Raw genomic sequence first — 16663 nt, forward strand, 5'->3', positions numbered from 1 at the left:
CTTATTTGCCAATAACTTGTTAGTTGAAATCATCGTTTCAACCATTGGTTGAATGATTGTATTATTATTTTTTTTAAAAAATTTAAAAAATAATTGGGCGAAATGAAGTTTTAGTGGATATAAAATAGTAGGAGGAATATTATGAAAAATTTTACTGAAGAAATTGTTTTAAAACTTTCTTGCGTAACATTCATGCAGAAGGAATGTATCGCTGCACTGTTGTGTGAACATTTGGATGAATTTAAGGATCTGTATTTTGAGGATGTCATGGAGAAATACATAGACAGGATCATCAAAAAAGGTGAAGAAGGATGTGCGGAAAATTATGATTTTTGTGTGGTGGCACATAGTCCGAATATTGAAAAGAAGCATAGGATCGTAGTTGCTGTACAGTTAAAGATGCATCCGCCGAAAGAAGATGAGATGGTTCCAAGCGAATTGGAAGAAGCTTTTGAAATGTATCATGAGGAAAAGATGAAGATAGAGGATGATACGGTCTTACATTGTTATGGCTTTTGCTTTTATTTAGATCCGCCGAAAGAGCTTCAGGATCGAACGATTCGATTGAAGATGAATGTCTGTACGACTGATGGGAATAATCTGATGGGAGAGAACAGATGCAATGCTTTTATTGTTTACTTGGGTGATAAGCCAAAGGAAGAAGTCTTAAGCCGGATCCATTAAAAAAAACAGGGTTTTAAACCCTGATTATAATATGAGCATAGCTGCCTGATAGAATATAAAGGCAACGATCCATGCAATCGTGCATTGCATGATGATCATCACAAGCGTATATTTGATTCCCATTTCTCTTTTGGCAGCGGCAATAGCTGCAATACAAGGTGAATAGAGTAGGGTAAACAGCAGGAATGAATAAGCACTTACCGGAGTAAACAGGGTGCCTAAAGCAGCCGGCAGATTGTCGCTTGTTGTCTGCAGCAGAACAGCTAATGAAGAAACGACCGATTCTTTTGCGGTAAAGCCGCTGATAAGAGCAGTTGCAGCTCGCCAGTCACCAAATCCCAATGGTTTGAATATGAAAGATATCGTTTGACCGATGAGTGCCAGTATAGAATCAGCACTGTCAGCTACCTGATTGAGATGCAGGTCAAAGTTTTGCAGGAACCAAATGATGATGCTTCCTAAGAAGATGATCGTAAATGCCCTTGTGATAAAATCTTTGGCTTTTTCCCACATCAGTAACAGAACGCTTTTCGGACTTGGAAGCCGGTAATTCGGCATTTCCATGACAAAGGGAATAGGCTCACCTTTATAGATCGTCGATTTCATAATAAAAGCAACAATGATACCGACCAGAATACCCGTCGTGTATAACAAGATCATGACCTGTGCAGCATGATCCGGGAAAAAGGCTAATGAAAATACTGCATAAATAGGAACTTTGGCCGTACAGCTCATGAACGGCGTCAACAAAATTGTCATGATACGATCACGATTGGAAGAAAGCGTTCTTGTTGACATGATGGCCGGGACACTGCAGCCAAATCCGATCAGCATCGGAACGAAGCTTTTTCCGGAGAGTCCTAATTTACGTAAAGGCTTATCCATGATAAAGGCTACACGTGCCATATATCCACTGTCTTCCAGTATTGAAAGAAAGAAGAATAGGACAACGATGACCGGAAGGAAGCTCAAGACAGAGCTTACACCGACGAAGATTCCATCAACGATCAGTGAATAGACCACATCATTTAAGCCATAATCCAATAAAAGCTGTGAGATGAAGGCAACGATACTGTCAATGATAGCTGCAAAGCCATCGCTTAAAAAAGAACCGACAGGACCGAATGTCAGGTAAAAGACAGCAGCCATGATCAATATAAAGCTGGGAATCGCAAAATATTTACCGGTCAGGACTTCATCGATCTTCACGCTTCGTAAATATTCCTTGCTTTCATGCGCACGGATCACGGTATCCTTGCATAGCTTTTCAATAAAGGTATAACGCATATCAGCCATCGCTGCTTCACGATCCATATCACACTCACGTTCCATTTCTTTGACTGAATGTTCGATCAGATCAATTTCGTTATCAGTCAGCTTTAATTGCTGTTCAAGAGGTTTATCACCCTCGATCAGCTTGCTGGCAGCAAAGCGGGCAGGCATATGGATCGCCTGGGCATGATCTTCGATCATCGTTGAGATACCGTGAATGCAGCGATGCACGGCTCCGCTGCAGAAATCAAGGCGGGCCGGCTGTTTTTTCTCTTTCGCTACTCGGATCACGCAGTTGATCAAATCACTGATACCTTCGTTCTTTGCAGCGCTGATAGGAATACAATCTACACCGATCATATCCTTGAAGCTGTTGATCTTGATCGTACCGCCATTGGCTTTCATCTCATCCATCATGTTGATAGCTAATACCATAGGAATCTGTAATTCGATCAGCTGTAATGTCAAATACAGATTTCGTTCGATATTCGTCGCATCCAGGATATTGATGATACAATCGACTTCCCCGCTCATAAGATAATCACGGGTCACGATTTCTTCATTGGTATAAGGTGATAAAGAATAAATACCGGGCAAATCAACTAAAGTGCAGTCGGGATGCCCGATAATTGTCCCTTCCTTTTTATCAACCGTTACACCCGGGAAATTACCGACATGCTGATTACTTCCCGTAAGCTGATTAAATAAAGTGGTCTTACCACTATTCTGATTACCGATCAGTGCAAAATTCATAGTTTGCTCACCTCGATATTTTTAGCGTCTTCTACTCGTAAAGTTAGAAGATAACCACGTAAACGTATTTCAATAGGATCCTTCATTGGCGCGACCTTATGTAGCTGGACCTTCGTCTTAGGGATACAACCCATTCCCAGAAGATGTCTGCGTAAGGCCCCTTCGCCATTTACTGCGGTGATGATTGCTTCTTCACCGACTTCTAATTCATCTAAAGTCATGACTATCCTCCTTCTTGTTAACCAAATCTAACAGAATTATAATACTACGAAGAGATAGAAAGTCAAGAGGATATCAAAAAAAGCATAGCTAACTATGCTTTAATTATCAAAATATTTTCTTCTCTGAGTGGATGTAATGAATTTTTGCTTCATCTTGTCGATGTCTTCTTTTTCAAGTGCATCTTTGAAATCATTGACCTCATTGACAAAACATTCGATTTCATTGATCAGATTTTCTTTATTTAATAGAAATAATTCTGTCCATAGATTTTCATTGATCTTGGCAATCCTTGTAAGATCTCTAAAAGAATCTCCGGTATATTCTTTTAAATGTGTGGAATCGTTGGCATTCATCAAAGAAACGGCAATGACATGGGTCAACTGTGAAAGATAACCAATCATTTTGTCATGTTCCTCTACGGTTAATTGACAGATATGATTAAAGCGAAGCTCTTTTCCGAATTCAATCATGAAATCAATTGCTTCCTGGGTATTTTGATTTGTCGGTGTGATGATCAGATTCGCAGGAAGAAAGATGGTTGGATCGGCATATTGGACACCGCTGACTTCTTTTCCGGCCATAGGATGTGCCGGGATAAATTCACAGTCTTCACGTAAAAAGTTTTGTATCTTATAGACGATGGCCCCTTTAACTCCTGTTACATCTGTGATAAGCGTATGCGGATTAAATAAATACTGATAATCACTGATCCAGTTTATGAAAGTTGTCGGATAAAGTCCGGAAATGATCACATCAGCTTTTTGTATCAGCTTGGGATCATTTGTGACACTGCCTTCATCAATGATATGGTGTTCCAACCCATAGGCAATGGCATTTGGATCAATATCAATCGCATAAATTTCATGATCCCATTTTTTTAGTCCAAGAGCAATGCTGCCGCCTAAAAGACCCAGACCGACAATCAGAAATTTTTTATCCTTCATCATGGATTGACACCTCGATTCCTATTGACCTCAAATCTTCGAAAAATGTAGGATAACTCTTTGAAACAGCCTCACAGCCTTCGATTTCACCACCTAAGATAGTTAATGCAACGGCACAAGCCATAACGATACGATGATCCTTCCAGCCGGATAGTGGAAGAGCAGGCTTATGATAAGTGCCATGGATGATCATTTCATCCTCACTTGCTTCGATCAAACAACCCATTTTAGCACATTCACTGATCATGGCCTCGATCCGGTCGCTTTCCTTCAAACGCAAACGGGAAGCGTTCTTAATATGGGTCATGCCCTTTGAAAACATCGCTAAGATACAAAGGATAGGGCCCAGGTCCGGGCAGTTCTTTAAATCAATATCATTTGCGATAAGGGCAGATGGTTTGATGTGGTAGCTGTTTTCTTTTTCTTCTACACAGGCATGGAAATCCTGAAGGATATCTAAGATTTGTTTATCGCCCTGTAAGGAAGCAGGGTCCATACCTGTGATCTCTAATTCAGAATTAATTGCAGCTAAGACCCCAAAAAAGGCAAATTGAGAGAAATCCCCTTCAATTATAACATCTTTTGGCTGATATTTCTGATTTCCTTGAATAAATAGTGTCAGATCGTCTTCCCATTGAATCTGCACATTAAATTTTTTCATCATCTGGATGGTCAAATCAATGTAGCTTTTACTTTCAAAAGGGGGAAGGATATGGATCCTTGAATCTTTTTCTAAAAGAGGCAGGGTAAATAAGAGGCCACTGATAAACTGTGAGCTGACATTTCCCTGAAGAGTATATTCACCGCTTGTCAAAGCACCCTGAATTTCGATGCGTTCATCATTTTGGTCAAAGTGGGCACCTATATCTGTAAAAATTTCTTCATAGATTTTTTGGGGGCGTTTCAATAAACGATTTTTCCCTGTAAAAAGAATCTTTTCATGAGTCAGTGAAAAGATCGGGATCAGAAAACGAAGTGTTGAACCGGATTCATTGCATTCGATATGATGATCCTGAAGATGTGTAAAATCGGATATCCCTTCAATGATAAGCGAATCTTTGAAGCATTCGATCTTGGCACCCAGCTTGCGCATACAATCGATCGTTGTCTGGATATCAATAGAATAATCAATATTGGAAAGATGACTTTTTCCATCAGCCAGTGATGCACAGATGATGGCCCGATGAGCCATGCTTTTGCTGGGAGGTATTTTGATTGTGCCCTTACATGCCGAAGGACGAATGATCGCTTTCATTAGAGATCACGGCCCACTACATGGGCGATATTTCTGGCTTTGTCGATCAACTGCTTGAATTTATCCGGTTTCAGGCACTGAGCGCCATCGCTCCATGCACATTCAGGGTGCTCATGCACTTCAATGATCAGACCGTCAGCACCGGCGGCAATGGCTGCCAATGACATGGCTTCAATATATTTCCAGTTTCCTGTCGCATGTGAAGGATCAATAATGATCGGCAGGTGCGTCTTTTCCTTGATGATCGGCACGACGCTCAGATCCAAGGTATTACGGGTATATTTTTCAAAGGTTCGGATGCCTCTTTCACAGAGGATGACATTCGGATTTCCGCTTGCCATGATATATTCCGCCGACATGATCCATTCTTCAATCGTATTGGCCATTCCTCTTTTCAATAAAATAGGTTTATGACTTTTTCCGACAGCTTTCAATAATGAGAAATTCTGCATGTTTCTGGCACCGATCTGAATCACATCCACATATTCTTCAAATTCTTCTAACTGATCACTGTCCATCAATTCACTGACGATGGGCAGTCCGGTACGTTTTCTGGCTTCTACCATATCTAAGATGCCTTCTGTTCCCAGCCCTTGAAAAGCATAAGGGGAGGTTCTTGGCTTATAAGCACCGCCGCGCAGCATACAGGCACCGGCATCTTTGACATCCTGCGCCAGCTGACAGATATGATCCAACCCTTCAACGCTGCAAGGACCGCCGATGACAACGATCTTTTCCTGTCCGCCGATTTTGATGCCGTTGACATCAATGATCGTATCTTCCGGATGAAATAAACGGTTCGCTTTTTTATAAGGAGCAGCGATACGGGTAACATCATCAACGATGGGGTTGGCTTTGATCTTTCTTTCATCTAATGAAGTTGTATCACCGATCAATCCTAAAATGTGATAATCGCTTCCCACTGAATCATTGACTTGGAAGCCTTGGTTTTCAAAGCTTTGAATAAGCTCGCTGATCAGTGCAGGATCAGCATTTTTCTTAACTGTAACGATCATAACTATAAATCCCTTCCTATTACATGTGCGATGGCTCTTGCCTTATCGATCATAGCTTTAAATTTATCCGGCTTTAAACACTGCTGACCATCACTCCAAGCGCATTCCGGATTACGATGCACTTCTACGATCAAACCATCGGCACCAGCGGCAATGGCTGCCAGTGACATGCTTTCTACTAACTCCCAGCTTCCTGTCGCATGCGATGGATCGATGATGATCGGCAGATGGGTTTTCTTTTTTACGATCTGTACGACACTCAGATCTAAGGTATTGCGGGTATATTTTTCAAAGGTACGGATGCCTCTTTCACAAAGAATGACATTTTCATTGCCGCCGGCCATGATATATTCAGCACTCATCAGCCACTCTTCGATCGTATTGCTTAAGCCACGTTTGAGAAGTATCGGTTTTTTGATCTTTCCCAAAGCTTTTAACAGCTCAAAATTCTGCATATTTCTGGCCCCTACCTGAATCAGATCGACATACTTGACAAATTCATCAATCTTGTTTTCGCTCATGATCTCACTGACGATCGGCAGTCCGGTACGTCTTTTCGCTTCGACCATATCCATGATGCCCTCACTTCCTAAGCCTTGGAAAGCATAAGGAGAGGTTCTTGGCTTATAAGCGCCCCCACGCAGCATACAGCCGCCGGCATCTTTGACATCCTGTGCCAGCTCACAGATCTGATCCAATCCTTCCACGCTGCAAGGCCCGCCAATGACAACGATCTTTTCATGACCGCCAACCTTGATGCCATCCACATCAACGATCGTATCTTCCGGATGAAACAAACGGTTGACTTTCTTATAAGGAGCGGCCACACGGGTCACATTTTCAACCCATGGATTGCTCATCAATCTGCGATCATCAATGATCGTCGTATCACCTACGATACCAAAGACATTATAGCTGGTTCCTGTGATCAGATTGACCTCCAGCCCTTTGGCTTTAAATTCATGCAGTATCTTATCAATTTCGCTCTGAGGCGCCCCTTTTTTACATGTGATGATCATATCAATTAATCCCCCTTGTTATTCACTAACTTATCTTTTAAAGAATGAATGGCATTGACATATCCCTGAATGCCTTCTCCGCTGATCGTTTTGAAACAGGCTTGTCGCACATAAGAGATCTGCCTGAAATCCTCTCTTTCTTCAACCTTGGAAATGTGTACCTCAACGGCAGGAATGCTGACTGCCTTTAACGCATCCAAAAGAGCGATCGAAGTATGGGTATAAGCACCGGGATTGATCACGATACCATCGATCTTCCCATAAGCCTCTTGTATCTTATCCACCAGATCTCCTTCATGATTGCTTTGATAACATTCAACCTCGACCCCGGATTTTTTTCCGCACTCCAAGCACATCTGAATCAATGTATCAAAAGTTTCACTGCCATAGATATCTTTTTCTCGTATGCCCAGCATATTGATATTAGGCCCATTAAGCACCAGTATTTTCATTCCATACCTCCATAAGCTTATCCAGTGTATCTTCTAAATGATGATTGTTTTCAACACAAGCATCACTATATTTTATATAAAAAGGCTCACGTTCTTGTTCCATATGTAACAGCGTATCACGATCCTTACTTAAAGGCCGTCCATTGCCAACGACCAGCTTGTCAACATCGCGCCTGATATAAATGATCAACGAATTTAAGGACAAAGCTTTCATATTGATCTCTTTCTTTATGACCCCGCCGCCGCAGCTGATCACATGGTGTGTCAGTTTAGCGGCCTTCATACATACTTCACTTTCAAGCCCACGAAAGACCTCTTCACCTTCTTCAAAGATTTCGGGAATGGATCTTTGTGCCAGCTTTTCAATTTCATGATCTAAATCAATAAAATCAAAGCCGATTCTTTCACTTAGCTTTTTGCCAAGCGTTGTCTTTCCGCAGCCAGGCATACCGATCAAAACGATATTTTGCTTGTCACGAAAGATTTGTCTTGTTAGGACATCGATCTTGGAAGGATCGATTTTTTCTCCAATGAAGAATTCCGCAGCGCTCACTGCCTGGGCAACAAGCATCTCTAATCCATTGACATAAGGAATATGCTTCTTTTTTGCCTGATAACATAAAGCAGTAAGCAAAGGATTATAAACGACATCAATGACTCCTTCACAGCTTTCAAAATCATTAAGATCAACAATCTGTGAAAGGATATCCGGGCTCATGCCCACACTTGTCGTATTCAAGATGATCTGGATATCGCTGCGCTTTTTCATCTGATCATAGGAGATATAAGGAGCAGTTCGGTTTCTTGCCACCTGAATGATTTCTTTCACGTTTAGTGCTTCACAGACAGCATAAGCTGTTTTGCTCGTACCACCGCTGCCGCAGATAGCGACAACTTTATTTTGAATATTAAAATGATGTTCGATCATCCTTTTTAAGCCGTCAAAATCGGTGTTTGTCGCAATCAGTTTGCCGTTGACATTTTTTATGGCATTTACTGCATGGATCTTTCTGGCTTTTTCATCAATTTCATCACAATATTCGATTACCTTTTCTTTATAAGGAATCGTGACATTGATGGCATCAAAGTTTTTTTCTTTCATAAAACGATGGAATTCATCTTCATTCAAAGGAATCAGATCATAATGGTAAGGAGCAATCTGTTCATGAATGATCTTCGAGAAGCTGTGACCCAGCTTTTCACCGATAAGTCCTACCTTCATGCGCACAGCCACTCCTCTCCGTAATGTTCGACGCACAAATCAAGAAGTGCCAAGGCAATCATGCTGTCTACAACGACTCTGGCACGATGGAAGATAGCAGGATCGTGGCGACCTGTCAATGTCAGGGTATCATTTTCCATCGTATCCAGATTAACCGTGTTTTGCGGCTTGAAGATGGAAGATGTCGGTTTGATCACCAATTTGACCATGATCGGCATGCCATTGGAAATACCGCCATTGATGCCGCCATTATGATTCGTCCTTGTTGTTACTTGATCATCTTTGATCTGCCATTCATCATTGACCTCACTGCCCTTGTGATTGACAAAATCAAAGCCCAAGCCAAATTCAATGCCTTTTACGGCAGGGATCGAAAAAAGATACTGGCTCAGCTGACTTTCGATCGAATGAAAGAAAGGCTCACCGACGCCCACCGGCATATTTAAGACACAGCTTTCCAGGATTCCCCCTACACTGTCATGATCTTTCGCAATTTCTTCGATGCGCCGGACCATCTGCTGACCAACATGATCATCCAATGTCGCAAAATCCAATGAATTACATTTTTCTATATCTGAAGCATGATCCTGAAAAGAACGATCTTTGATTTCCTGACATTGCAAGATATGGGTACCGACCAGAATATTCTTTCTTTTTAAAAGATCCAAGGCAATTGCTCCGGCAGCCACTAAAGGTGCTGTCAGCCTTCCTGAAAAATGTCCGCCGCCCCGATAATCCTCATAGCCCTTATACTTGATGTGGGCAACATAATCGGCATGGCTGGGACGAGGCAGCTCAGGATGATAGTCCTTGCTGCGCTGGTTTTTATTTTCGATCTCGATATGTATAGGTGTCCCTGTCGTAAAACCATTGAAAACACCGCTGGTTATTTTAAAATCATCCGCTTCATGGCGCTGGGTCGATATCTTTCCCTTAGGCTTGCGTTTTTCTAGCTGTGCCTGAATGAATGCAGAATCAATAGTGATTCCGGCAGGAAGTCCATCGATCACGACTCCCATTGCTTCACAGTGGCTTTCGCCATATAAAGCAATCGTTATATTTTTTCCAATGACACTTTTCATAAGGTCCTCCTAATATATGGGCGAAGCTCATCGATCCTGATTCTTTCAATGACAGCTTTGCCCAGCTCATTTACTTTGACGACATCAATTTCATCACCCTTTGCCTTCTTATCATTCTTGATAAAGCGAATACAGGCTTCTTCATCTAAAGAAGTTACAAAAGGAATATTCATTTTTTTAAGAATCGTTATGAGATCATTCCGAATCTGTTCATTATCTTCGATCATGACCATCCCATTGGCAACACATTCCCCATGATAATAATCATGCAGATGATATAAGCTTTCGATTGCATGACCGATCGTATGTCCGAAATTTAAGATCTTACGTATATGTTGTTCCTTTTCATCTTCTTCGACAACTCGTTTTTTCATCAGTAAAGAGCGCTCGATGATTTCTTCCAGATAAGGACTCTCCACATCAATTTCTTCGATATGCTCCTTAAACAAATCAAAAATGACAGGATCCTGGATACATCCGGCTTTCAAAGCTTCTACCAGACCATTATAGAAATGCCGCTTCGATAAGGTTTTCAGCGTATCAACATCCACGATCACTGTTTCAGGATGATAGAAGCATCCCACACAATTTTTAATACCATTTAAATTGATAGCGACCTTACCGCCGATGCTTGAATCAATCTGAGAAAGTGTTGTAGTCGGAATCGAAACAAAGCGGCAACCTCTTTTATAAGTTCCTGCCACAAAACCGGCAAGATCACCGATGACACCGCCTCCCAGGGCAAGCACCATATCCTTTCTGGAAAAATCAAGGGAAAGCAGTTTTTCTAAAAGCATCTGATAGGTTTCAAAGCTTTTGGAAACCTCACCCTCCGCTACTTCAATTAAAATGGCATTTTCTAATTGATCCATGACTTCTTTTTTTAAAGAATGAGGTATCTGTGTATCACTGATCACAAAGACCTTACAGTTAAAATCAATATAATCCTTTAAATGAAGATGACTTTTTCTTTCGATAATGACACGACTTGACGCGTCTTTAAGCTGTACTGTAAATTCCATCATATGACCCCCGATGAATAAAAAAGGCATCACTTAACTGATGCCGCATGCCCCATATAAACAAAAGTACCAATCAATGAATTGGCTTGTTTAGGGGCTTAACGATAAAAGTAAAAGCAAGATGCCTGTCTTAATCTATTCATGGCTTTAGTTTACTCGTTTTTTTATATAAAATCAAGTCCCTTTTGAAAGAAATATCATGAGTTTCATGAAACACTATTTGTATTTTCATGATATCTGCATGATTCATGAAAATGAATGCTACTCTCTTTTAAATCGTGCTATAATAAGAACAATGAGGTGACTATGAACGAATTAGAGAAGGCACGAATAAAAATTAATGAAGCGGATCGGATGATTGCGGAAAGTTTTGAAAAACGTATGAAGGCTGTCGAAGAAGTTATCAATTATAAGATGAAACATGATCTTCCGATTTATGACGGTGCAAGAGAAAAACAGGTGATTGAAAGAAATCTTGCTAACCTTCATGATGAAAAATTAAAGCCGTATTTTAGTGATTGTCTGGTCCAGATGATGCGTATTTCCAAAGAATATCAGAATGCGATATTGCATCGAGGAATTTATGGTTATCAGGGAGTCAGAGGAGCTTTTGGCCAGATTGCCACTTCACGCCTGTTTCCCAGCGGTCAGCAGAAAAGCTATCCTCGTTTTGAAGATGTTATCTTAGGGGTTATCCATCATGAAATTGAAAAAGGTGTCTTGCCTTTTGAAAATTCAACGACGGGTGAAGTTGGAGAGGTTTTTGATTTATTATATAAATATGATGTGAAGATTACTTCTTTTTATGATCTTAAGGTCGATCAGAATCTGATGGGGATCAAAGGAAGCAGGTTAAGTGATATTAAAAAGGTGTATTCAAAGCTTCAGGCGTTGGAGCAATGTGCCCAAACGCTGAAACCGTTTGATTTTGAACTGATTCCTTATGCCAATACCGCATTAGCGGCACGATATGTCAGTGAATGTGGTGATCCAAGTATTGGGGCGATTGCAGCTAGGGAAAGTGCTGAGGAATATGGCTTGGAGATCTTGATGGAAAACATCAATTCCAGCAGTGATAATGTGACCCGCTTCATTGTCATTGAAAATGAATGTCTGAAGTCCAGCGATCTGATCATGATCATGTTTACGGTGAATCATGAATCAGGTGCGTTGGCAAAGATCATGCAGATCATCGCCGATTATTCCTTGAACATGACAAGCATCAAATCAAGAGCATGTCGAAATCGGTCGTGGCAGTATTATTTCTATGTTGAGATTGAAGGAGATATTGCGGATGAGCGGATTCGTGAGTGTTTTAAGGAATGTGAAAAGCATTGTGAACAGTTAAAAGTTATCGGATGTGTGAAAGGAGAGAGCTGAAATGAATTTTATCAAAGAAAGTGCTGACAAAAAACCAATCGTAGATACAGTGTTTGCGATCGTTGCGAAAGCAAAAGAGGCAAAAGAAAAAATTGGAGAAGAAAATGTCGTTGATGCGACCATAGGTTCTTTATATGATGAAGATGGTCATATCGTGGCTTATGAGAGCGTATTTAGAAGCTTCGATCAGATTCCGGATGCCAAGAAAGCTGCCTATGCCGAAAGCTTCAGAGGCAATCCGGATTTCAGAGAACTGGTGAAAGAGTGGACGCTGGGTCAGGGTAATGTCCATCTGGAGAGCAGCGTGATCGCAACACCGGGCGGTACAGGTGCTGTTTCCTTAGTGATGAGTGAATTTCTGGAAACCAATGAAACGGTGATCCTGCCGGATATCGCATGGGGAAGCTATGCTTTGATGGCAAAGGATAAACAGTTAAAAGCAGTCACTTATGAGATGTTTGAGGGAGATCATTTTAATTTGAATTCTTTGAAACAACAGGTCAATGCTTTAGTTGGCAAACAGAATCGTATCGTTGTGGTCATCAATGATCCTTGTCACAATCCGACAGGTTATACGATGACAAAAGAAGAATGGCATGAATTGATTGCCTTTCTCAATGAAACAGCCAAGACAACCCCATGTATCATCTTAAATGATATTGCTTATATTGATTATTCTTATGATCTTGAACATTCAAGAGATTATATGCGTGAATTTGAAAATATGAGCGATCAGGTCATGGCAGTAATTGCCATGAGCTGTTCCAAGACGCTGACCAGTTATGGATTGCGCTGTGGTGCGGCCGTGATCTGTGCTCATTCGAAGGAAAGTGTACGTGAAGCTGAAATTGTTTTTGAAAAGAGTGCCCGTGCCCTTTGGAGCAATGTTAATAATGCCGCCATGATCAATTTTGTCAATGTGGTAAAAGATCATAAAGAAGAATTTTTGAATGAGAAAAAAGAATATATCGATCTATTGAAGAAGAGAAGCTCTATCTTCATGGATGAAGCCAAAGCGTGTGGATTGCCGGTATATCAATATAAGGAAGGCGTCTTTGTCACGATCAAGATTGAAGACAATGATCTGAAGGAAAAATATCATGCCCTTTTGATGGAACATCATATTTTCACCGTTCAAGTCAATAAAGGCATCCGTGTAGGTATCTGTTCATTAAGCGTTGAAAAGACCAAAGGATTGGCTTTGAAGATGAAGACCTTACTGGATCAGGCACATACCATATAATAAATAAAAATGCAAATGAAAATTCACGTGAATTTCTTATAAGAAGAATTCACGTGAATTTTTAATTATAAATGCTTCAAGTTACTTTCATTCATCTGATAGATGACATTTTTTCTTTCTACGATGATCGATATCTTCTTTGCTACTTCTTCAGAAGCTTTTATTTTTTCTAATAACTCTTTTGTAGGGTTGATGGCATAAGGGTGTCCAACCAGCTCAAACATCGTAAAATCACCGGTGGTATCTCCATAGGCATAGCTTTGACTCAAATCAATATCATAATCCTTAACAAGCTCTAAGATCGCTTTCTTCTTGCTTTTATGATCCCACATCGGAATCACTTCACCGGTATAACGTCCATGCTCATCTGTCACATAGATCGTGCCTCTGCAATCGGTAAATTCATATTTACGGGCCATGGCTTCCACTAATTCAATAGGTGATCCGGAAACGGCAAATACGAGATGTCCTTCTTTTTTATGATGGAGGATCTCGTCACGGGTAAACGTATAAACACGTTCCCCTTTTTGTCTGATGACCGTATCAGCAATATGTAAGATATGTTCATTGGATAAACCAATGAGCGTTGCTTTATAAATATCGACCATCTTATTAAGATAATCATCATATTCTCCCTGACGGCGATCATATTTCATAAAAGTTGGTTTTACTTCATCATGCCAAAGACTTTCATCGACCAATTCATGTGTAATAAATTTTTTAAACACTTCAGTAATCAATCCTTCACGGTACAAAGTCCCGTCAATATCAAAAAAAGCCGCAATTTTTCCCATGTATGACACCTCACTTATTAGATACTATCTTATCAACTTTGACAGATGAAGTAAAGCTTCATTTTTTTTGACAAAAATTCAGAAAAAACCAAACTTTTTTCATGATAGAATTGTTATATAGGTGAAGGAGCCAATATGAACAGACGAAAACTTATCCTACAAATCAAAAATGGCAATCAGGAAGCACTGGAAACGATCATTACAGAAATGTATCCACAGGTGTATGCTTTTCTGTACCGTAAAATGAAACAAAGTGATCGGGCAAAGGATATTACCCAAGAGGTATTCTTAAAGTTTGTGGAAAATATCGATCGCTACAATGAAGAGGATAAGCTGCGTAATTATCTGTTTCGTATCGGCATTAACCTTGCCAATAACTATTATAAGAGTTTGAATTATTTAGATGATCAGGAACTCGATGAATCAAGGATTGCGATGGCAGAAGATCCGCATACGATCGCCATGAAAAACGCTGATCGGGATATGATGATGCAGTATATCTCGCAGTTAAGTGAAATTTCCCGGGAAATCATCATTCTTCGTTATTATCATGAAATGAAATTTAAGGATATTGCGGATATATTAAAGATACCGGAGTCAACCGCTAAGTCAAGACATCGGCAGGCATTGATGAAATTAGAAGAATTGATGAAAGGAGGCAGATTGAATGAAAGAAAAAGCGAAATATAAGCAGTTTATTGAAATTGATGAAGAGCATATGAAAAAAACGATCGAGCTTTCGAAGCTGAAGCTTTCCAAGCGGAAAGTCATGTATGAAGAAAACACGCATCAGATCTGGTTTAGCTTTTTCAAGATGGAAAGTATGAAATTTTGTGGCTTGTCGATTCTGTCAACGCTGTTCTTCTGCTTTATTTCAATGGTACAGCCTATGAATAATTACAGTATTTGCCTGTTGAATGTGGGTGTCTTAGGTACGCTGACCTTATATGATTATATGCATGGAAGCATCATTGGAATGGAAGAACTTTTAAAAAGCGTCAAGTATAACTCTTCGAAGATCTTTGTCTATAAATCTAACATTTATCTTCTTGTCAGCATTATATGTACGTTATTTTTGAATGCGATCCTTTGCGTACAAAATAACTTTTTGTTTCTTCCTGCACTTTTATACAGCTTGATTCCCCTTTATTTTATAAGTGGTATTGCCTTATTGGTCATTGACTGGATCGTAAATAAGACGGTCGTGATCATTACGTATGCCTGCAGTTACTTGCTTATACTGACTGTTCTAAAATTTGAAGAAGTAAGATTTGTCAGCAATCAACTTATTTTATTACTTCTTTTATTATCTTTTGGTTTATATTGCCTTGGTATTTATGTTCATTCAGCACGAATTTCAATTGGGAAAGGAAATAACTTATGGAACTCATTCTTGAAGGATTAACAAAACAGTATTCAAAAACAGTGGCCGTTGATCATGTTGATCTAAAGTTGAATAAAGGGGTCATTGGTCTTTTAGGAGCCAATGGCAGCGGTAAGACAACGATGATGAAAATGATCTGTGGTATTCTGCCGCCAACAACGGGTCATGTTTATTATGATGGTCAGGAAATTTTAAAAAATTATGACAGCTATGTGACAAACTTAGGTTACATGCCTCAACATCTTGGTTTTTATCCGTCGTTCACCATACAGGAATTTTTAGAATATATGAGTGTGGTCAAAGGATTGAAGAAAGAATTTTATAAAAAGAAGATCGATGAGCTATTAATAAAGCTAAACCTAGAAGATAAAAGAAAGGCAAAGATAAAAAGCTTGTCGGGAGGCATGTTAAGAAGAGTAGGAATTGCGCAGGCTTTATTAAATGAGCCAAAGATTTTGATTTTGGATGAACCGACAGCAGGTCTTGATCCAAAGGAAAGGATCGTGTTACGAAATATGATCTCCCGTATTGGTGAAGAAGCCATCGTCTTACTGTCGACACATATCGTCAGTGATGTTGAATCTATTGCCGATCAGATTATTTTAATGAAAAAAGGAAAAGTATTATATTATGATGAGCCGGAAAAGCTTCTCTTGGAAATGGAAAATAAAGTGTTTGAAGCAAGCTGTAATCGAAAACAGGCAGAAGAATATATGATGAATCATATCGTTGTCAATGTGAAGAAACATCAGGATGAATATATTTTACGGATCGTTTCAGATAAACCGCTTGAAAATGCAAAGGCAGTAGAACCTGGATTAGATGATCTTTATTTATATCATTTTCAGGATGAAGCCATGGAACGTCTGAGTGATCAATTATAAACGGAAGATAGAGCAGGTATGAAGGGAAAATGAAT

Annotated in this window: 17 protein-coding genes; 6 read left to right on the top strand and 11 right to left on the bottom strand. The window is 40.0% G+C overall.

All coding sequences use genetic code 11. The annotated features are described in order from the left end of the window. Positions 1 to 141 precede the first annotated feature (141 nt). On the top strand, positions 142 to 684 hold the full coding sequence (locus Q0K35_RS08275) for a hypothetical protein (RefSeq protein ID WP_294562191.1): 543 nt from the start codon (positions 142 to 144) through the stop codon (positions 682 to 684). A gap of 24 nt (positions 685 to 708) precedes the next feature. Here the strand turns inward: Q0K35_RS08275 and feoB are convergent, their stop codons facing one another. The 10 genes from feoB to aroB all read right to left on the bottom strand — a co-directional run bounded on the left by feoB (position 709) and on the right by aroB (position 10946). After that, on the bottom strand, positions 709 to 2709 hold the full coding sequence (feoB, locus tag Q0K35_RS08280; protein ID WP_294562192.1) for a ferrous iron transport protein B: 2001 nt from the start codon (positions 2707 to 2709) through the stop codon (positions 709 to 711). Next, positions 2706 to 2930 carry a FeoA family protein gene (locus Q0K35_RS08285; protein ID WP_294562193.1) on the bottom strand — a complete coding sequence of 75 codons (225 nt, stop codon included), beginning with the start codon at positions 2928 to 2930 and terminating at the stop codon, positions 2706 to 2708. Before Q0K35_RS08285 ends, feoB begins: the two co-directional genes overlap by 4 nt. A 99-nt stretch (positions 2931 to 3029) precedes the next feature. Continuing rightward, positions 3030 to 3875 (bottom strand): prephenate dehydrogenase, encoded by an 846-nt coding sequence (locus tag Q0K35_RS08290; RefSeq protein ID WP_365936220.1) that lies wholly within the window; start codon positions 3873 to 3875, stop codon positions 3030 to 3032. Then, positions 3865 to 5130, bottom strand: a complete 1266-nt coding sequence (gene aroA / locus Q0K35_RS08295; protein WP_294562197.1) for a 3-phosphoshikimate 1-carboxyvinyltransferase — start codon at positions 5128 to 5130, stop codon at positions 3865 to 3867. The genes Q0K35_RS08290 and aroA overlap by 11 nt, the downstream gene beginning before the upstream one ends. Further along, on the bottom strand, positions 5130 to 6146 hold the full coding sequence (gene aroF, locus Q0K35_RS08300) for a 3-deoxy-7-phosphoheptulonate synthase (RefSeq protein ID WP_294562198.1): 1017 nt from the start codon (positions 6144 to 6146) through the stop codon (positions 5130 to 5132). The genes aroA and aroF (Q0K35_RS08300) overlap by 1 nt, the downstream gene beginning before the upstream one ends. Positions 6147 to 6148: 2 nt before the next feature. After that, complete coding sequence (gene aroF / locus Q0K35_RS08305) at positions 6149 to 7165, bottom strand: 3-deoxy-7-phosphoheptulonate synthase (protein WP_294562200.1); 1017 nt, start codon at positions 7163 to 7165, stop codon at positions 6149 to 6151. A 5-nt stretch (positions 7166 to 7170) separates the two neighbouring features. Then, complete coding sequence (gene aroQ / locus Q0K35_RS08310) at positions 7171 to 7617, bottom strand: type II 3-dehydroquinate dehydratase (protein ID WP_294562201.1); 447 nt, start codon at positions 7615 to 7617, stop codon at positions 7171 to 7173. Continuing rightward, positions 7598 to 8839: a shikimate kinase gene (locus tag Q0K35_RS08315; protein ID WP_294562202.1), complete on the bottom strand. Its 1242-nt coding sequence runs from the start codon at positions 8837 to 8839 to the stop codon at positions 7598 to 7600. The genes aroQ and Q0K35_RS08315 overlap by 20 nt, the downstream gene beginning before the upstream one ends. After that, entirely contained in the window at positions 8836 to 9921 is a 1086-nt protein-coding gene (gene aroC / locus Q0K35_RS08320; RefSeq protein ID WP_294562203.1) for a chorismate synthase, read from the bottom strand. The genes Q0K35_RS08315 and aroC overlap by 4 nt, the downstream gene beginning before the upstream one ends. Further along, positions 9918 to 10946 (bottom strand): 3-dehydroquinate synthase, encoded by a 1029-nt coding sequence (gene aroB / locus Q0K35_RS08325; RefSeq protein ID WP_294562204.1) that lies wholly within the window; start codon positions 10944 to 10946, stop codon positions 9918 to 9920. Before aroB ends, aroC begins: the two co-directional genes overlap by 4 nt. A 303-nt stretch (positions 10947 to 11249) precedes the next feature. Here aroB and Q0K35_RS08330 point away from each other — a divergent pair, with 303 nt between their 5' ends. Further along, the gene (locus tag Q0K35_RS08330) at positions 11250 to 12323 is read left to right on the top strand and encodes a prephenate dehydratase domain-containing protein (RefSeq protein ID WP_294562205.1); all 1074 of its coding nucleotides are present in this window, start codon (positions 11250 to 11252) and stop codon (positions 12321 to 12323) included. 1 nt (position 12324) lies between these two features. Continuing rightward, a complete protein-coding gene (locus Q0K35_RS08335; RefSeq protein WP_294562206.1) occupies positions 12325 to 13566 on the top strand; it encodes an aminotransferase class I/II-fold pyridoxal phosphate-dependent enzyme in 1242 nt (413 codons plus the stop codon). A gap of 65 nt (positions 13567 to 13631) precedes the next feature. On the opposite strand, the gene Q0K35_RS08340 is transcribed toward Q0K35_RS08335, so the two are convergent. After that, complete coding sequence (locus tag Q0K35_RS08340) at positions 13632 to 14360, bottom strand: HAD-IB family hydrolase (RefSeq protein ID WP_294562207.1); 729 nt, start codon at positions 14358 to 14360, stop codon at positions 13632 to 13634. A gap of 135 nt (positions 14361 to 14495) precedes the next feature. Here Q0K35_RS08340 and Q0K35_RS08345 point away from each other — a divergent pair, with 135 nt between their 5' ends. The 3 genes from Q0K35_RS08345 to Q0K35_RS08355 are packed head-to-tail and all read left to right on the top strand — an operon-like array spanning position 14496 to position 16628. Next, positions 14496 to 15050 carry an RNA polymerase sigma factor gene (locus tag Q0K35_RS08345; protein ID WP_294562208.1) on the top strand — a complete coding sequence of 185 codons (555 nt, stop codon included), beginning with the start codon at positions 14496 to 14498 and terminating at the stop codon, positions 15048 to 15050. Beyond that, positions 15028 to 15765, top strand: a complete 738-nt coding sequence (locus tag Q0K35_RS08350) for a hypothetical protein (RefSeq protein WP_294562209.1) — start codon at positions 15028 to 15030, stop codon at positions 15763 to 15765. Before Q0K35_RS08345 ends, Q0K35_RS08350 begins: the two co-directional genes overlap by 23 nt. After that, the gene (locus Q0K35_RS08355; protein ID WP_294562210.1) at positions 15741 to 16628 is read left to right on the top strand and encodes an ABC transporter ATP-binding protein; all 888 of its coding nucleotides are present in this window, start codon (positions 15741 to 15743) and stop codon (positions 16626 to 16628) included. The genes Q0K35_RS08350 and Q0K35_RS08355 overlap by 25 nt, the downstream gene beginning before the upstream one ends. The last annotated feature ends 35 nt before the right edge of the window (positions 16629 to 16663 follow it).

Source organism: uncultured Traorella sp., assembly GCF_944327115.1.
Lineage (GTDB): Bacteria > Bacillota_I > Bacilli_A > Erysipelotrichales > Erysipelotrichaceae > Traorella.